The organism is Oleidesulfovibrio sp. (genome assembly GCF_047973035.1).
GTDB lineage: Bacteria > Desulfobacterota > Desulfovibrionia > Desulfovibrionales > Desulfovibrionaceae > Oleidesulfovibrio.
Window position 1 is genome coordinate 1 of the sequence record NZ_JBKEBF010000020.1, and the last position, 17185, is coordinate 17185.

Genomic DNA, 17185 nt, shown 5'->3' on the forward strand with positions numbered 1-17185 from the left:
CCATTGTGTCCATGGCGGCGAATCGGGTTATAGAACATCTCTATATAATTAAATACGTCCTGCCGGGCCTCTTCCCGGCTTCTGTAAGTTTTCCGCTTAATTCGTTCTCGTTTGAGAAGTTGAAAGAAGCTTTCTGCAACCGCGTTGTCGTGGCAGTTGCCACGTCGGCTCATACTGCAGACAAGATTATGAGCCTTCAGAAATGAAAACCAGTCGTGGCTAGTATACTGACTGCCTTGATCTGAATGGATTAACACCTTGCCTTTGGGTTTTCTTCGCCACAAAGCCATCAGTAGGGCTTTAAGAACAAGGTCGGAGGTCATCTGAGAGCGCATCGACCAGCCGCGGCTACATCAATATCGCCTCCGATGCTTGCAACCACAAGTCCCGCTGCCAGCTTGCTGAAATCAACTCCTGCATCCTTCCACCTAAGTGCAGTATCAGGGGCAACTTCACCACTTTTGAGAGCTTCTTTTATTTCGGCGGCAAGCACCGTTCCTGTAAACTCTCCTACTACGGCACCAACGGCACCGGAAGTAGCATCACCGCTAGTGATCTCTCCCAGCATTCCTCCAAGAGCCGCGTGGGCTAATGGATTCGCCGGAACGTATGCGTGAAGCCAGATTGTCCTGTTGCTTCAGATCAATGGTTGTGGACTTCTTACCGCCGGAAAAACCGCCCCCGCCGCCGGAGTTATGCGAATACATGGTAGAAGTATCCGTAGCGGCCGTGATGGCGACATTACCGCCTGCTTTGATATCTATAGTAGACTTGGCATCTACAGTGCTGCCGTGAATAATCGTGTCAGCACCGGAAGTGACGGAAATCTTACCGCCGGACGAAACGGAAGAGCCGACGTTAAAGTTTTCTGTACTCCTGGTATTATAGCCCCGCCCTGAGGTTTGCGAGTCGGTGCCGGTTTCGACTGTGGAAAGGGCAACCACGTTACCGGCAGAAATGGTTACATCGCCGCCGCTAATGCTGCCGCCCATGTTGTTGATGTTCGTGGCTGCCAGCTGGACTTTTTGCCCCTGTATCTGCCCTTGGGAGTTAAAGATATTGTCTGCGGTGATTGTAACTATAGTAGCGCCGGAGTTAGCTACGGGGCAAGCCATTGTGCGTACATGAAGGGGGATGTGACGCCTAAACCGGAAGTAGTAAATAAGGTCAAGAACCTCGGAACATATCCGTCATATTTCGCCACATAATGTTTTCTGGGAATGGCCTTGATTCAAAAAAATCGCACCAGACAGAAACGACATCATCTATGTGAAAAATTTCATCTGCTGTCATTGTTATCCGACCACCACCAAATTCAAGGATTTGTGGGGCCTCAGAAAACGAAGGTGCCCCAGCAGAGCATGCGCGCCAATGTGTGTTGTCGGTGATGTCCCGTTTTTCAATCAGGCATCTTTCTTTTCCGCCAGCCACTTGAACGTAAGAACCATCTTGGCGCGTCAAACTCGCGAATGAATGTGGACCAGAGGCGTCTAGCTTTCTCAAAGCCGCCTCGACTTTTGCAAAACATCTAACTTGTTCAGGTTTTTCACCTTCAACCTCAAGCAGCATTCTCATGGTAAATACACCGTAATATTTCCTACTATTTTTTCACCGGAAAGCTGGCCAACCCCATCAGCACCAAACTGATTGATGTACATATCGTTGAAGTCTTGCTGCGGCGTTTTCTTCGCACTATCGCTTTTGTACTCAATACCCCAAAGTTCTCCGCTATCTGTACGAACAACTGCGTCATAACGTCTATTCCCCACAGCACCTTCTACCGTAAGCTCTTCTCCGACTACATCAAAACCCTTGTCTCTTAGGTACTGTGTATATTCTTGTGCAGACTTAGTACCCGGTGCGGGAAGGCCACCCTGACTGACGAATTTGCCATCTGGCGTTCTATAACTTCCGTCAGGATATTTCTTAATTGGTGTCCCTGCCCCATTTGAGGCATTATCCGCAGTAATGATATAATCCTCTTTACCGCGCTCCCCACTCTGGTCGGGGTACCCGGAAAGAGGCTCCATTGGCTCTGGAATATTGTGTACGAGCTTGGTCGATCCCTTGTCCTCTTTTATCTCTTGTCCAGGCAAGGTAGTGGAGCCACTATCAGGGATGGTGTACCCTGGAAGCTTCATCCCTTCTTTTACTTCATCAGGAAGGGTCGTAAAGCAAAGCAATGTAAGCTACTATTTGTCTAGAATCTCCCATAGCAGCCAGATTGACCTGCCTCAGAACCTCACCAACAGAGGTAATCCCATGATCAATTGCTTCCTGCATAACAGCCAGGCAAGCCGCTCCAGCAGCACCAAAGACGAGAATCTCCGCTGCAAGAAGTTGCACGGCGTTGTTCTTTGCGGCATTGCCTCCGGCATCCGCGGCTATTGGCTCTACCCAATCAGTATGCCGAACTATGTGGAGCCGAGGGCGGAAGGCGAATAGATTTCCACCCAGAGCTCTCGCTCCCCAGATGGTCCCCACACGCGAACCGGTATCAACCCGTGATTTGATAGGCCTTCAATTACAGACTTGTTGTCGATACTTGCCCTCACGCTCTCTACTCTGGAGCGCATAATACCAGAAAGCGGGGCACCGTACGCCGGTTCAGTAGCAAAAAAGAGAAAACTTCCTCGATCTGAGCGAAGATAATCTAATACAGAAGGCAGCTCGCACTCCTTGATGCACACAATTGCCCAAAATAGCAGGCCTCCCGAAACGTCCTCAAATCCCTCGCACAATACCGCCCCCTCATTCCAAATTATTTTTGAAAAATAAGGTCGGCGGGAAATCATTCTGTATCGAGTTATTCGGTTATCCGGCTGCAAAGCTGTATCTGAAATAAACAGGAATAACTCTTTCGAAGGGAAAGCCAATCTACCCTTACAAATAAGCCAAGTCGCAGCATCCGCAATCAGATTCCTGCCACTAAAAGCCTTCTGATAAGCCGCTTGTGCACCATCAACCCAATCGTGATCAGTAGTCATAATGTCCACCGTCAGGAGTATTGAAGTGGGGCCCCCGGTTTTGTGTGGGGTCATCAATATAGATGTGTCCTCCAGCATCATCTCGAATCACTATGCGCTGCGTACCTCCACCTGAGGAAGGAACTTCATATACATACTGATAACCGGGCTGGAGATTTCCTTGGCGATCAACATTTGGCAACACTTCAGATGGCTGTTGACTTGTCGGAATACCAGCATCTCGTTTCGCTTGATTGAACGCGCCTGAACGTCCTGCTCCCTGTGGGGCCAAATCTGGTGGACGGCTACTTTCTGACCAAGGAGTTTATTATCACGCACAAGTTATTTCGCATAGCTCAGTACACGGAAAAGGGCGGAGGCCTACGCTAAGGAATTTTAGCTTGGGGTCACCGCAGAAAACGGAAAATAAAGCACGCTAAGCCAATGAGAGAGATCGTAACGGCCTGAGTTTTCGCTTTCTGCGGTGATCCGAAAAACAGCCTTAACGTACAATAATTTTCGATAGCCAAACTGACCCCCTTTATGCCGATAGACCCATCCTTCCAATTTTTTGCAACAGAGCCGGCGCGAGCGCCAGAAGCGCCGCCATGAGCAAGGCAAAGAGGCCGGTCAGGAAAGATTGAAGCCGCTAAATCATCCGTCTAAAAATTCTAATTCAGCCCACCGAATGTTATTATCAACGAAGCTCGTATTCTCTGAATGGCTCCAAACATAACAATTATCACCAACGCGCTCCCATCCTGTGCCGAGCTTTTGCGTTACAGCAACTAACATGCTTTCCGACACCATTGATCCGCGCACCTCTAGTGAGCACTCATAATACTCCGGTATTTTCCAATATTGTTTTGGAGTGCCAGAACCAACCGTTCCAAAACCTTTCAGAACATCAATCAAATTATTCGTCGCTGCAGACGCTTCTGCTTTTGACGCTGCCGCACAAAAAAAGCGTATATGTATAAGTTGGCCAAAGGTCATTGGTGAGTTATTTTCCCATCAAGTGAGACGTTTGCATGAGATCCATCACGTGTAGTCCACCCGATTTGAGATTTCCCAGTTTTTGATAGTTGAACATCCCACTCAAAGGCTTGCCCCTGAGTTCGAGATGGACCGCGAGTCCACTCGTTCCCAAATTTATCTACGTATCCTTTATTTGGCCCACGCGGCAACGGTGTAGAACCATCCCAATTTTTCGGTGGAACATATCTGATCCGACCTGAGGTCGGTAGTTGCGCGTCTTTGATCCGCGCGTTTTTTGTCCAAACCTTACCGACACTTAATGTTTCATCTGGATACAGTACTTGTTCCGAGGGAGCTGGATCAACATCCCCTCCCCCCTTTGAGGCATTATCCGCAGTAATGATATAATCCTCTTTACCGCGCTCCCCACTCTGGTCGGGGTACCCGGAAAGAGGCTCCATTGGCTCTGGAATATTGTGTACGAGCTTGGTCGATCCCTTGTCCTCTTTTATCTCTTGTCCCGACAGGATCGTGGGGCCACTATCAGGGATGGTGTACCCTGGAAGCTTCATCCCTTCTTTTACTTCATCAGGAAGGGCTTCGTAAAGCAAAGCAATGTAAGCTACTATTTGTCTAGAATCGCCCATAGCAGCCAGATTGACCTGCCTCAGAACCTCACCAACAGAGGTAATCCCATGATCAATTGCTTCCTGCATAGCAGCCAGGCCAGCCGCTCCAGCAGCGCCAAGGACGAGAATCCCCGCTGCAAGCACTTGCGCGGCGTTGTTCTTTGCGGCATTGCCTCCGGCATCCGCGGCTACATCAATATCGCCTCCGATGCTTGCAGCCACAAGTCCCGCTGCCAGCTTGCTGAAATCAACTCCTGCATCCTTCCACCTAAGTGCAGTATCAGGGGCAACTTCACCACTTTTGAGAGCTTCTTTTATTTCGGCGGCAAGCACCGTTCCTGTAAACTCTCCTACTACGGCACCAACGGCACCGGAAGTAGCATCACCGCTAGTGATCTCTCCCAGCACTCCTCCAAGAGCCGCGTGGGCTATATACTTGGTAGCGGTGTCAATATCTCCGTCATGGAAGGCGATACCAATTGTTTTGGCTCCTTGGGCTCCTATAGAAGCTGCAGCGGCAACTTTGAGATTTGCCAGAGCTTTTTCTTCCAGCTTTCCACCGTTAACAGCGGTGTCAACACTCGCTCCTATGCTTGTTCTAATAGCAGTACGAAGGACTTCGGCTTGAAGAATCTTCGTGGCCTCATCCAGGCTCTTTGCCTGTGACAGGATGCCTGGTTCCTGAGCGACGTTGGCAAAGTCGAGCAGCCCTTGGGTCAGGCCAGCCGTGAGCATGGTGGTGGCTAAAGAGCGAATGGTTTCAGAAGATACCAATCCCTGCATCGCAGCCCCAACATCACCTTTATTCGCAACAAGCTGTACAGTAGCCTGTGTCACCAACGAATTGAAGCCGGCAGAAATCGCTGTATGCAATGCGCCTTTAAGTACCGCTGCACTAGCTGCCCCCGTTGTTGCTCCGGCAGTTGTTCCGACAGTTGCTCCGGCAATCGCTGTATGCAATGCTCCTTTAAGTGCCACTGCACTAGCTGCCCCTCCAACTGTACCACCAACAGCAGAGCCCCACACACACAGCTGCTCCCGCTTCAACTTTTACAAACAATGAAGCAAAGGAGCTTCCCGCTCCTGTCGGCTCTGTTGCAAAAACTCGTAGAAGAGCTATGGAATTCTTTTTTACCCAACCACCCGGAGCAGCTCTATGTACAGATGGCCTAAAATACCTTAGCGTAGGATTTCGCCATGTTCCGTAATGGCCTCCTAGAAATGTCGCTGCAGTGCGCCACGAACTGGCTGTTAGCCGAGCGGCAGCGTATATGTGGGGGGCGCCTCAGAAAACGGAAACACGTAACATGTGCCCGCCACTGTAATAAGCATAAAAAATGACCGAAACAGATGACGCTGCAAAGTCATTTGTGATACTCGGCATGAGTGACTTGGCCTGTATGGAGGTTGATATCGTATGAATTGCCGCTGAAAGAAGTTAACTGTAGGCGACCTAATTTAACTCTGGTGCCAACAAACGTATCAATTTTATTGTCCCAAAACTTACATTTTTCCATACCATTCACTGTCCATAGCTTATTGCCTTGAGCGTCAAACAGTTCAACATTTTCCCACACTCTAGGGCAGCTACTTTCAGTCAAATTCCCCCATTTGTAGACCACCAAAAATTGGCCGTCGATCTCTTTTATCTCCAATGGTTCGAAAAAAAATTTCATGGCAACGGTCTCGGGTTGAAGAATGAATCCTCAGGAATACGCCCCCGTAGTTCAAACTGCGTTCCGCCTCCATGTCCTCCAAAGTTGCCAGAATTCACAGTGCCAGTCCTGATCGTCGTGCCTTGAGGAGGTTTCACATCCGTCACATGGGTTGGGGCGTATGGGAGATCAAATTTATCTTTTATTTGCTCTGGGCTAAGTCCAGCAATATCATCAGCATTCATCATCCAACGACCGCCTTGGCTAGTAGAGCCCTCCGTATAAACTCGAACGTATGTAGTTGTTCCATCAGCCTCAAAATCTTTGATTGGTCTGTTTGGATTATAAGGAGGTAGCTCATGTGTACTGTTGGCAACAGGTGCATCAACATTTCTTATATTGGTGCCGCCTATCCTATTTGAGGCATTATCCGCAGTAGTGATATAATCCTCTTTACCGCGCTCCCCACTCTGGTCGGGGTACCCGGAAAGAGGCTCCATTGGCTCTGGAATATCGTGTACGAGCTTGGTCGATCCCTTGTCCTCTTTTAGCTCTTGTCCAGGCAAGGTAGTGGAGCCACTATCAGGGATGGTATACCCTGGAAGCTTCATCCCTTCTTTTACTTCATCAGGAAGGGCTTCGTAAAGCAAAGCAATGTAAGCTACTATTTGTCTAGAATCTCCCATAGCAGCCAGATTGACCTGCCTCAGAACCTCACCAACAGAGGTAATCCCATGATCAATTGCTTCCTGCATAACAGCCAGGCCAGCCGCTCCAGCAGCACCAAAGACGAGAATCTCCGCTGCAAGAAGTTGCACGGCGTTGTTCTTTGCGGCATTGCCTCCAGCATCCGCGGCTACATCAATATCGCCTCCAATGCTTGCAGCCACAAGTCCCGCTGCCAGCTTGCTGAAATCAACTCCTGCATCCAGCCAACTCTGTGAGTATCAAGCCCGACTTCGCCTGCTGCATTCAGGGGGGCAACCTGCACGGCCTTCAGGATATTGCGACTAAACAACATGCTAAAATTAGAAAAATCCCCCAATGCTGCGGCTACCCTAATATCGGGGGGGCTCCATAAGGTACTTCTAACAGTAAAAAATCTAAATCGTATAAATCAAATGAAACGAAGTATTCCATTCTTTCCAAAATAGCGTTGCGTCGAGCCAAAAAATGGCACACTTATGAAGTATCTCTGGTTGTTCTTTCCAGCACCTCCCAGAGTCATGTATAGCAAGGACATAATGCTTTGACGGAAGCCAACCCATATCTTGAATACAATCGAATAATGCATCCCAGTTTTCCCCAAAAAAAGGAAAAAACATTGCTTCTTTTATATTTAAAAGAAAGTCTAGTTCAGAATTTAAAGTTGCTAAAGATGTTTGCATTACTGCCACATCATCATCAAATTTTATCTCGTCATATTTTTCCTTATTACAAAAGTGAACGGACACTTCTTTCACTGTCTTAAGAATCTTATTTTGCATAATACTGCACGGATTCATAAGTGTCCACAAAGCGAGGTACGTCAATGTAACATCTTTTCCCTAAAAATTCAGTCACACGACTTAGCATTTCAGAAAACAACATCTGCAACTCCTTAGCAGGCACGACGGAGAAATGGAGTCACTTCTTAATATATTTTTGATATGTTAAACAGTAAAAACTAAATGAAATGCTGTTTCTCGCTTTCTCCAGTACAACGCGGAGTCAACCCATATCTCAATAAGCGTATAAACAACTTCTGGAATCTTTTTCCAGCAGTCTTCAGCGTCATGTATAATAAGGATATAGTGTTTAGCGGGAAGCCACTTCATATCTTGTATACATTCCTCTAACGCGTCCCAATTTCTTCCAAAATAGTCTGGGAATTGCATTACTTTTTCAATTTCTATCATAAGGTCTAACTTTGATTTAACGTTAGCAAAAGAAGTCTCCATAACTTTTGATTCGGCATATCGATTCCTAATATCACTTTGCTTGCTGCAGAAGTGCACAGAACTATCTGTAAAAAGTAGAAGTTGCCTGTCCTTCACGATGTTACCTCTTTGCAGGATCTATTTCTATAAATGTTTTATAGTGATCGTCTGTATAGAAAATTTTCTCTGTGTTTACATCCCGTAAAATACGTCGTTTACCTCGGTGGCTAAGAGAAAGAGCAACGGCCATTGCCAGCGAAACCAGCTGCATCCCCGGCCCGCCAATGCCGCTGTCGGCTTCGCGCCACTGGCTGTGCACTTCCTGCACTGCCTGCCAGTTGACGTCATCGCGGTTTGCCAGTTCGCCCATCCATGCAAGGCCGGGGGCTTGTGCCAGTTGTGCGATGTTCTGCTGAACATTGCCGGTTTCTTTATATTGCACCACAATGCCTTCGGCTGTGGTGATGGCAAGGCCTTTGCCCGCGTGGATTTCAGTATGCTGAATGGTTTCGTCGCGACGGCCTTCGTCTACTGACGACCACGAGAAGAAGCCCATATCGGTTTCCACTTCGCGCTCGTACTTGCTGTCCTTGCTGACCAGCAGGGCTACCTGCCCTTCCTGTGCGATGATTTCGGTGGTGTCGCCGGAGGTTATTTGGGCGGACTGCAAGACAACGTCATCTTTAGCGATAAGGACAACTTTGCCGCCCGCGTCAATGGTGGGGCGTGTGTTGGTGTGCTCGTCGCTTTCTTTCAGCTTCATGGAGCTGGTGCCCATGAATCCTGATTTCTGCTCTTCGACTTTGCTGTAGTTCTGCACCTGGTTAGGTGTAACATTGATGTCGCCTGCTGCTTTTAAGGTGACATTCTGTGCAACCTTCAGGTTGCTGCCGTGCAGAGCTATATCGCCGGTGCCTGCTGTGCCGGCCTCAACGGTAATGGATTCGCCGGAGCGTATGCGTGAAGCCACATTGTCCTGTTGCTTCAGATCGATGGTTGTGGACTTCTTACCGCCGGAAAAACCACCCCCGCCGCCGGAGTTATGCGAATACATGGTAGAAGTATCCGTAGCGGCCGTGATGGCGACATTACCGCCAGCTTTGATATCTATAGTAGATTTGGCATCTACAGTGCTGCTGTGAATGATGGTGTCAGCACCGGAAGTGACGGAAATCTTACCGCCGGACGAAACGGAAGAGCCGACGTTAAAGTTTTCTGTACTCCTGGTGTTGTAGCCCCGCCCTGAAGTTTGCGAGTCGGTGCCGGTTTCGACTGTGGAAAGGGCAACCACGTTACCGGCAGAAATGGTTACATCACCGCCGGCTGATGCTTCCGAGCCATATAGTGCAACATTATTGCCGGCTTCCAGCGTCAGATTGTTTTGAGCTGTAATGCTCCCTTTGGCGGACAGGTTGGTTGCCTTGGAACTTTCTGATTCAAACGTGACCGTATCGGAAGTGGAGAGAATGTCATTTTCAGCCTTCAACGAAACATCGCCGCCGCTGATGCTGCCGCCCATGTTGTTGATGTTCGTGGCTGCCAGCTGGACATTTTGCCCCTGTATCTGCCCTTGGGAGTTAAAGATATTGTCTGCGGTGATTGTAAGGTCGGCATCGGCGATGATGGCGCCGGAGTTCACAGCCAGACCGGAGGCGTTGATTTCCACGTCGTTACCGGCAATAACAGCGTCGCCCTGCGCAATACGGTTGAGGCTGTTTTTGCCGAGGTAAACCACAGGCACCAGAACCTTCTGGCCTTGTACTTCACGTTCAACCATCCAGACAATGTCACTGTCCAGAGCTGCAACTTGTTGCTCTGTCAGGGCTACGCCAATCGTCAACTCCAGCCCTTCGCGCACGGCAAGCGCATTTTCCATAAGCTGTTGCACCTGTGCTGCGTCAGCTGTCATGGAAGAAGACACAAAGCGGCGACCGGTAAGAGACAGAATCTGTTCACGAATTATCCGATGTTCGTAATAAGCATCACCAAGGCGCTTGCGTGTGAGCGATGTGGCATCCTCGCCGATTTCGTTCAGTAAAAACTCGGAACCGACAAAAGCAGACAGATCGGTCAGTGCAGGATTTGTTTCGACAAGGTACGGATGTGCAGGATTGAGATTGGTTTCAAACAGACCGTTGGAAGGCAGCGAGCCGGTTATGCTGGCAACACTGTCTACTTTGTTTTGTTGTACGGCCTCATCCTGCGGTTTTAGGATGCCACCGCGTTCGACAATACCGTTTGAAGAATGCGTAACATTGATGCTGACGTTCTGACCGGCATCAAGCGTACCGTAAACGTGATCAATTGCAGTGAGCACCACCTCTGTACCACGGCCAGTCGGAACGATATGCGGGCTTTGGTGGCTGTGGAATATTGTGCGCCCCCACTGTATGGTGTCGCGTTCGTATACTTCCTGCCCGTAGTTTTCAAAGGTATCTGCTGTTACTGTAATATTGCCCGCTGCACTGGTAACGGCACTGACATAGTTTAGCACATTACCGCCGTTCAAAGTCACATCGCCGTAGGCTGCTATGTGAGAACCGGCATTTTGTCCTGTTACGGTATCTCTGGTTTTCGTCGCGGCATAAAGAGCGCCGTCTGTACGGCCGACAGATTTGACAAAATATGGCGCACTGTTTCTTGCGTATACTTTGGCAGAAGCAAAGAGCGACTGCTGACTGGCGGTCAGGTAGTCCGGATCCTCGGCCAGTTTAATTTCAACCGCGGCGATTGCGGCTTGCAACTCCGCCTTTGAAAAAACGTTTCGTGAAGCATCCAGACCCACCACAGAAAGGATGCCGGGCGGCATAATAATAGAACTACCGCGCGCTCCGCCTATCGGTGCCCGGCCAACCTCCATTTCGAAATAATGGCCCCATCTGCCCTCATGCTCTCCACCCGACCAGTAGCCGCCATCGGTGCGCGAAATGACGGTATCGCCCTGAACCAACGAGAATTCTGTATTTACGTTGTTCAGTTCCTCTGCCCGAATGGTAATGCCGCCCTCAAGCGATTCAATCAGAGCAGAGTCGTTCTGCAGCGTTGCCATTTTACTGTCCGTTGTGGCTCCTTCCATAAGAATATCGCCTTTGGACAAAATGGTTCCGCGTTCGTTGTGAAGCGTATCTATTATGTTAAACTGAGCAGTTCCGCCTGAGTATACGGTGCCGGTGTTTTTAACTTGTCCCGTTGCCACTTTGACATGAGAATCTGCTGCCACAAGATGATCGTTCTGCAACGTTCCGCCACTGACGACGATTTTATCTGCTTTCAACAGCGCGGCATCAGCGGCAGTGTCTTTGGCAATACGTACTGTGTCTTTGGCGGTAACAGAGGCGGTATCTGCGGCTGTCACAGTACCGGTAACGTGTACAGAGTCCTGCTTTGAACTGATCGCAAGAGTGTTGCCGGAAGCAGCCTGTCCTTTAATTTCAATGTTACCTTCAGCTGTGATGCGCAGTTGATCTGTGGACTGGACTATACCTTCCAGATTGACACCGACACCTTTCTCCGTTCCGACAAGGTTAATGCGGCCAGCATACATGCCCCCGAGGGCTGTGGAATCAAGAATAACGGCAGGCTGGGCTGAGCCGTCAGGAGCCATTTCCGCCACTTCACCTGTGCGCGGATTGTAAGAACTTTTACCGGCTATGATATCAAGGCGGTTGGCGTGAATGTCGGCATTGATCTGTGCAGTACGGCTGACGATTTCAAAGGCGTCAAGATTTTTGGCGTTAATGCCTGCGCCTTGAACCTGAACGTCGCCCTGTGTAACATCCAGCAATACGTTACTTCCACTTACGCGGGGCAGGCCGGTGGTCACTGTGGCCTTGGGAGTACCTATAAATCCCCCGCCGTCGATGGTTATGCCATTGGGGTTGGCCAGTATGTAGTGCCCACCGCCGAAGACTTCCGTGTAGCCTTGCAGCACGGAACGATTGTTACTGGTAACTTCGTTCAGGATGACTGCCGCGCTGCGGCCTTTCAGATTCGGGTTGTTTGCCTGCACTCCACCTAGTTGCGTAACGCCGGGAGCGAGACTGTTATTAATAATAGCACCCTGTTGCGATACGTTAAAATCCTGAAATTTATTATGCGATACGCCACCGCTGTTCGGAGCGGCGATGTTTACAACGGGAACGCCATTCTTGGCGGCACCTATGGTGGCCTGATTAGCAGCGGGGGCTCCTGTGTCCACGCGGATGCCACCGGCCATGGCTGGCGGGCAGATCATAAGCCCGATAAGAACCGCACAAAGAAGCTGTCTGAATACTGTATACATGGTGCACCTCATCTAAAACGTCACTTTGAGTGACGCGTAAAAGTCCCAGTCGTCACGTTGAACGTAGTCGGGAGAATCAAGCGGCTTGGCTGCCATGATGTCGAGCATGACTGTGCCGCCGAATGTCCGCATCCCCAATGCGGCGCCTTGTACTGTGCCCCGTTCATACGGGTCGAACTGATCTTCTTTGATGAATCCGGCATCATATCCGGCATAAAGTTGCACGTTGCCCAACAGCTTGTTCGGCAAGCTCTCTTGCGCCCCTACAGGCAGCATCCATGCGAGCTCATTGCGGATGTAGCCGCCAATGTCTCCGCTCAGGCTGTCTTCGTGAAATCCGCGAACAGAATAACGGCTACCTATGCTTGCCTGCTCCGCACTATATAAAGAGTCAGGTGACCATTGGCCCCATAGGCGACTGCTCCAGCTGAGGTTGGTGCCAAACAGTTGAAAAGGACGGTAGTAGTCAACCATCATGGTGACTTTGTCGAACTCCGCCTTCGGATCGGAAATATTCAGATTGTCAGGGTCGGGATCAGCGCCCCAGATCGGGACACCGCGGCTGTATTTGCCGTTCAGCGTAAGAGCACCGCCAAACATGCGCCTGTTGTGTGTGGCAGAAACATGCGCAACAGAAAGTATCTGGCTGCAGGCTTTAAGCTTAACGCCTGCCAGATAGTTTGACGTATCGCGCACGGTAAGCCCGGTACCCAGCGAGCTGGTGCTGTCTGCATCACGATGGAATGTATAGTCGGCAGAAAAGCCGGTGGTGACGGTATTGCCGGAACTGGTGAAGTCAATTGAGGCTCCTTGTACCTTTGTCCGGTAATCAAAGCGGCTGATACTGCCAGTAAATGTCCAGTAGCCGTAACCGAATGAGTAGAAGCCGAAGATACTTTGACTATCCTGATGCTCTCCGGCGACCATTGATTCATAGTCAGCATTATAGCTGATCGAAAGCAGGTCATTGATGCCGAGCGGATTGTCTTTATCCAGAGCAAGCGAGTATTGTAATTCGCCTGTGGATTCCTGTCCGGAGTTATCCAGTCCGATGGTACCACGCCAGGACTTTTCGCGTTGGTTGTTGATTACAACATGCGTGGAGCCGGTCTCGCTGCCGGGAACAAAATCAGCTTTGGCGTTGTTGGAAGGAAGGCGGTTGAGCTGGTCTAAGCCCTGCTCGATATCACGAATGTTCAGATAACTACCTTCCAGCCATCTTCAGCTTACGCTTGGCGTATTTTTCCGCCTTGTCGAATTTGATGCTTTCAACTTTGCCTTCAATCACAAGCAAAGTCAGAACCCCGCTGGCAAGGCTCTGCTGCGGCACGGCTATACGGGTAGTTATATAGCCCTTCTCAATATATTTATTGGTAATATCCCGGACAAGATTGTTGATATCCTGAATATACAGACAACGATGCAGGTAGGGCGTGATGACATCTATTTTTTCGTCATCAGAAAGAAGGGTTGCCCCCTCAAGAAGGACTTGTCGCACCTCGAAGCATTGCCCTTCATCGGGCACTGCTTCTTTCTGCAGTAGATCTAAACCTTGACCCGAAGGAGGTTTTTGCAGACTCTCTTTGTGTCTGCGTTCCAGCTCCAGTCTTCGCTGCTCTTCGCGTTGCTGAAGAATCTGTTGCTGTCTGATTGCTTCATCAGGAGTCACCGCGCTGGCAACGTCTGCTCCTGACAAGATACCCAACACCCCCAATGACAATGTCATTACCATAGCCTGAAGAAGCACCCGAACCATATGCACCTTCAATGAATGTTAATGTCTCACCCCCACCATCTCATCCCCAATGTAAGTTTGCTTATTAGATTTTGAGAATGAGTTGTCAACAAATAAAGTTATGGAAAAATAAAAATGAACAAACTAATTTTATTACAGGCAATTCAACAATGTTGACGTACTTTAGATTCCGTTTTCTGCGGTGCCCCGAATTCCCCGCCATTCTCTAAAATGAGCGACCCCGTATCAGGTTCGGTGATACGGGGTCGGAGACACTCTACCTTTGATTCAGGGGGGGATAGTTAGCTACTAACAAGGGAGAGTGAAATCTTTTATCAACAGCTTCTGAACCAGTCAACGGGGTTTAAGTTTTTCTAGCACGCTATACTTTCAACAAATCATCCGTTTAAAGTGTATGCCCCGTATCAAGTGCATCTGGCATGGGGCTGGAGAAGGTAGACACTCCTAGTCCAACCATCGGCCTGAATCCTCAATACGGCGTATTTGTGCCGCTACTTGGTCAGATTTTCCTTTGATGGTGATTCCATAGCCAAACTTATGCTTGTCCTCATCAATGGAGAATTTTGAGCCAGTGGGCGGCGGTGTACCCCGGTAAGTTGCACCGACCTGCCATGTCCAGCCGTGACCTTGATAGGTTCGGCAATAGTTCGGCGTATCATCAGTGATAACGGTGACACGCTTGGTGTAGCGTAACGGTTCTCTTGTCCAACGCCATTTACCGTCATCTTTGTAGCGACGAAGCCCCTTGTCTTCTTCTATAAACAGTGTCAGCTGTCGTTTATTCACGCGGTTCAATACTTCCGCAGTGCACTTACCTGCAGCGCTGGCGATGGTGTCCACAAGGCCGGGCATTCCCAGATCACTGGCTGCAGGGCACAAACTCAGGAAGTTTCTCCGGGCACTGACAGTATCTTTCCAAAATTTTTCATTAATCCCGAAATACCGGTTAAGAGCTGGGCCGCACTCGCCGGGGCGCTCTCCTGAAGATAGGCAAAGAATAGCCTCACAAGCGAACCGTGTGTCTCCGGTGAGCAGGTCGTCGGCCTGTGCAGCAGGAACCCAGAGCATAATGTCCAGCGAGGCCACCACAATCATTTTCATATACTGACAATTCATTGTACGCCTCCTACTGTTTTAGAAAGGCCTCGCCGACCTTACCGTGATTGTCCTTTCACAAGGGGCATTGGCCACTTTCACAAGCCCAGAAAAGCGCTCCTTTTTTCTTCTTTGACTCCAAGCGTCGCATTGTCTTACCGCAGTCCGGACAGGAATCTGTGACTGCAGTCCGCGGGGTCCCCGGCTTTCCTTTTTCGTCAGGCAGAAACACCGGCTTTGCCACATCTAACAAGCCTGCTTTGACCAACTCACCAATGCAGGAACTAACTGTACGAAGAGATACACCGAGCCTGTTTGCTAAAAATTGCTGACTTGGCCATGCAAAACCTTGCTTTTTGGCCAGCCCGACAAGTTGGCTATATACAGCTCTTGCTGTGAACGTTACCTGAGTCATGTCAACTATCCAGCTTTCAATGGTTAACACATTGTTTAAGTTCATCTTTTACGACTCCTTGAGAGCCTAAAAAAGAGACAAAACATCCCTGTACCGCTTGACACGGCATCTCTGCAGAGGTAGAGTGAAACTGATTCAAGAATCACTCATCCTCGCGAAGAGAAGGATTGCCGGATGCGCCAACATCCGGCTTTCTCTTTTTCAGCTATCTATTTTTCTCTTTTGTTCCTCTGTCGTTGAAGGTGATCGTGAATGCATTCGTGATTACCAATATTGAGAGCCCATCGCCTCTTGGGGCCAAAGGGCTATTCTCTGATGTTGGGACGCAAAAAAGCCCGCCAGACATCAGCCAAAACGGCCAATACCTGACGGGCAAATATAAGAAAGCCACCATCCGGTGCTGATAGCGATAGAAACAATTGCTTTTCAGACAACAAAAAAGGTACGACAACAGACCTGATGCAAGGTCAGTTACCGTACCTTTGAGTTCTGGTAGCGGGGACAGGATTTGAACCTGCGGCCTTCGGGTTATGAGCCCGACGAGCTACCGTGCTGCTCCACCCCGCGACATGTTCAGTTTGGCTTTTCCCAAACTAGAAGGGAGTTTTTAGCCTTCGTTTTCTAAACTGTCAACAAGTTATTTACATCCCACCGCGAATTGCATATTAATGCCGAGCTATGTCAGACATTACTTTTTTCTCAATTGTCGTTCCTGTTTTTAATGAAGAGGATAACCTGCCCGTTCTTTACGATGAAATCCATCGTGCGGCTGTTGCGGCCGGCAAAGAATGGGAAGTAATCTTTGTTGACGACGGAAGCAAGGATCGCAGCCTTGAAGTGATCAAAGAGCTGGCTCAAAAAAGCAGCCATGTCCGCTTCGTTGCGCTTGATAAGAACTCCGGTCAGTCTGCGGCATTCAGTGCTGGTTTTGATGCCGCTAACGGCGAAGTCATCATTACTATGGACGCCGACCTGCAGAATGACCCCGGCGACATACCCAATATGCTGCGCGAATTTGAACGCGGCTTTGATATGGTGATCGGCTGGCGTGCAAAGCGTAAAGACACATTTGCAAAACGCATTGCCTCCAAAGTAGGTAACAGCATCAGAAACTGGCTTAGCCAGGAAACTGTACGCGATACCGGATGCTCCCTTAAAGTCATGCGTAGCAGCATGGCTAAACAAATTCCTATGTTTACAGGCATGCACCGCTTTCTGCCTACGCTTATGAAGTGTCAGGGGGCAACAGTTTCTGAAGTCAAAGTAAACCACCGCCCCAGACTGCATGGCACATCCAAATACGGCATATGGGACAGAGCCCGTACTACGTTCTTTGATCTCTTAGCAATTCGCTGGATGAAAAAAAGATACATCTGTTACGGAATCAAAGAGAAGAACTAAGTCTGCAGCATGGATGCTACTCCACTTTGGCATTGGGCTTTTTTTTGGACCGGTCTGACAGCGCAAGTACCCTATTTATGGTTTCTTGC

The 17185-nt window shown here is 49.3% G+C and carries 20 protein-coding genes, 1 tRNA gene and 1 pseudogene; 2 read left to right on the plus strand and 20 right to left on the minus strand.

Annotation, left to right across the window (positions count from 1 at the left end):
* From ACK5LI_RS05925 to ACK5LI_RS05945, 5 genes and pseudogenes are all read right to left on the minus strand, one after another.
* A pseudogene (locus ACK5LI_RS05925) lies at positions 1-344 on the minus strand (DDE-type integrase/transposase/recombinase); the annotation flags it as partial.
* Positions 320-568: a hypothetical protein gene (locus tag ACK5LI_RS05930; RefSeq protein WP_416947181.1), complete on the minus strand. Its 249-nt coding sequence runs from the start codon at positions 566-568 to the stop codon at positions 320-322. The gene ACK5LI_RS05930 and the pseudogene ACK5LI_RS05925, both read right to left, overlap by 25 nt.
* Entirely contained in the window at positions 549-1115 is a 567-nt protein-coding gene (locus tag ACK5LI_RS05935) for a hemagglutinin repeat-containing protein (RefSeq protein ID WP_416947183.1), read from the minus strand. The genes ACK5LI_RS05930 and ACK5LI_RS05935 overlap by 20 nt, the downstream gene beginning before the upstream one ends.
* A 52-nt stretch (positions 1116-1167) precedes the next feature.
* A complete protein-coding gene (locus ACK5LI_RS05940; RefSeq protein WP_416947185.1) occupies positions 1168-1575 on the minus strand; it encodes a hypothetical protein in 408 nt (135 codons plus the stop codon).
* A complete protein-coding gene (locus ACK5LI_RS05945; RefSeq protein WP_416947187.1) occupies positions 1572-2183 on the minus strand; it encodes a hypothetical protein in 612 nt (203 codons plus the stop codon). The genes ACK5LI_RS05940 and ACK5LI_RS05945 overlap by 4 nt, the downstream gene beginning before the upstream one ends.
* 79 nt (positions 2184-2262) lie before the next feature.
* Here ACK5LI_RS05945 and ACK5LI_RS05950 point away from each other — a divergent pair, with 79 nt between their 5' ends.
* Positions 2263-2445, plus strand: a complete 183-nt coding sequence (locus ACK5LI_RS05950; RefSeq protein WP_416947189.1) for a hypothetical protein — start codon at positions 2263-2265, stop codon at positions 2443-2445.
* Here ACK5LI_RS05950 and ACK5LI_RS05955 read toward each other — a convergent pair.
* The 15 genes from ACK5LI_RS05955 to ACK5LI_RS06025 form a co-directional block, all read right to left on the minus strand.
* Entirely contained in the window at positions 2415-2987 is a 573-nt protein-coding gene (locus tag ACK5LI_RS05955; protein WP_416947191.1) for a hypothetical protein, read from the minus strand. The genes ACK5LI_RS05950 and ACK5LI_RS05955 overlap by 31 nt on opposite strands.
* On the minus strand, positions 2977-3171 hold the full coding sequence (locus ACK5LI_RS05960; RefSeq protein ID WP_416947530.1) for an HNH/endonuclease VII fold putative polymorphic toxin: 195 nt from the start codon (positions 3169-3171) through the stop codon (positions 2977-2979). The genes ACK5LI_RS05955 and ACK5LI_RS05960 overlap by 11 nt, the downstream gene beginning before the upstream one ends.
* Before the next feature lie 449 nt (positions 3172-3620).
* Positions 3621-3962: a hypothetical protein gene (locus tag ACK5LI_RS05965; RefSeq protein WP_416947193.1), complete on the minus strand. Its 342-nt coding sequence runs from the start codon at positions 3960-3962 to the stop codon at positions 3621-3623.
* Positions 3959-5551, minus strand: coding sequence for a polymorphic toxin type 17 domain-containing protein (locus tag ACK5LI_RS05970; protein WP_416947195.1), 1593 nt, complete (start codon positions 5549-5551; stop codon positions 3959-3961). The genes ACK5LI_RS05965 and ACK5LI_RS05970 overlap by 4 nt, the downstream gene beginning before the upstream one ends.
* Before the next feature lie 386 nt (positions 5552-5937).
* A complete protein-coding gene (locus ACK5LI_RS05975) occupies positions 5938-6249 on the minus strand; it encodes a hypothetical protein (protein WP_416947197.1) in 312 nt (103 codons plus the stop codon).
* Entirely contained in the window at positions 6246-7118 is an 873-nt protein-coding gene (locus ACK5LI_RS05980) for a hypothetical protein (protein WP_416947199.1), read from the minus strand. The genes ACK5LI_RS05975 and ACK5LI_RS05980 overlap by 4 nt, the downstream gene beginning before the upstream one ends.
* Entirely contained in the window at positions 7085-7249 is a 165-nt protein-coding gene (locus ACK5LI_RS05985; protein ID WP_416947201.1) for a hypothetical protein, read from the minus strand. Before ACK5LI_RS05985 ends, ACK5LI_RS05980 begins: the two co-directional genes overlap by 34 nt.
* An 82-nt stretch (positions 7250-7331) precedes the next feature.
* Positions 7332-7715, minus strand: coding sequence for a barstar family protein (locus ACK5LI_RS05990; RefSeq protein ID WP_416947203.1), 384 nt, complete (start codon positions 7713-7715; stop codon positions 7332-7334).
* A 165-nt stretch (positions 7716-7880) separates the two neighbouring features.
* Complete coding sequence (locus ACK5LI_RS05995) at positions 7881-8264, minus strand: barstar family protein (RefSeq protein WP_416947205.1); 384 nt, start codon at positions 8262-8264, stop codon at positions 7881-7883.
* A gap of 4 nt (positions 8265-8268) precedes the next feature.
* A complete protein-coding gene (locus tag ACK5LI_RS06000; protein WP_416947207.1) occupies positions 8269-12429 on the minus strand; it encodes a hemagglutinin repeat-containing protein in 4161 nt (1386 codons plus the stop codon).
* 12 nt (positions 12430-12441) lie between these two features.
* Positions 12442-13644, minus strand: coding sequence for a ShlB/FhaC/HecB family hemolysin secretion/activation protein (locus ACK5LI_RS06005; RefSeq protein WP_416947532.1), 1203 nt, complete (start codon positions 13642-13644; stop codon positions 12442-12444).
* Positions 13634-14185 carry a POTRA domain-containing protein gene (locus ACK5LI_RS06010; protein WP_416947209.1) on the minus strand — a complete coding sequence of 184 codons (552 nt, stop codon included), beginning with the start codon at positions 14183-14185 and terminating at the stop codon, positions 13634-13636. The genes ACK5LI_RS06005 and ACK5LI_RS06010 overlap by 11 nt, the downstream gene beginning before the upstream one ends.
* Before the next feature lie 444 nt (positions 14186-14629).
* Entirely contained in the window at positions 14630-15301 is a 672-nt protein-coding gene (locus tag ACK5LI_RS06015; RefSeq protein WP_416947211.1) for a TrbM/KikA/MpfK family conjugal transfer protein, read from the minus strand.
* Between the two features lie 55 nt (positions 15302-15356).
* On the minus strand, positions 15357-15740 hold the full coding sequence (locus ACK5LI_RS06020) for a helix-turn-helix domain-containing protein (protein WP_416947213.1): 384 nt from the start codon (positions 15738-15740) through the stop codon (positions 15357-15359).
* A gap of 445 nt (positions 15741-16185) precedes the next feature.
* Positions 16186-16262, minus strand: a tRNA-Met gene (locus tag ACK5LI_RS06025).
* Between the two features lie 111 nt (positions 16263-16373).
* Here ACK5LI_RS06025 and ACK5LI_RS06030 point away from each other — a divergent pair.
* Positions 16374-17096: a glycosyltransferase family 2 protein gene (locus ACK5LI_RS06030; protein WP_416947215.1), complete on the plus strand. Its 723-nt coding sequence runs from the start codon at positions 16374-16376 to the stop codon at positions 17094-17096.
* Positions 17097-17185: the final 89 nt, after the last annotated feature.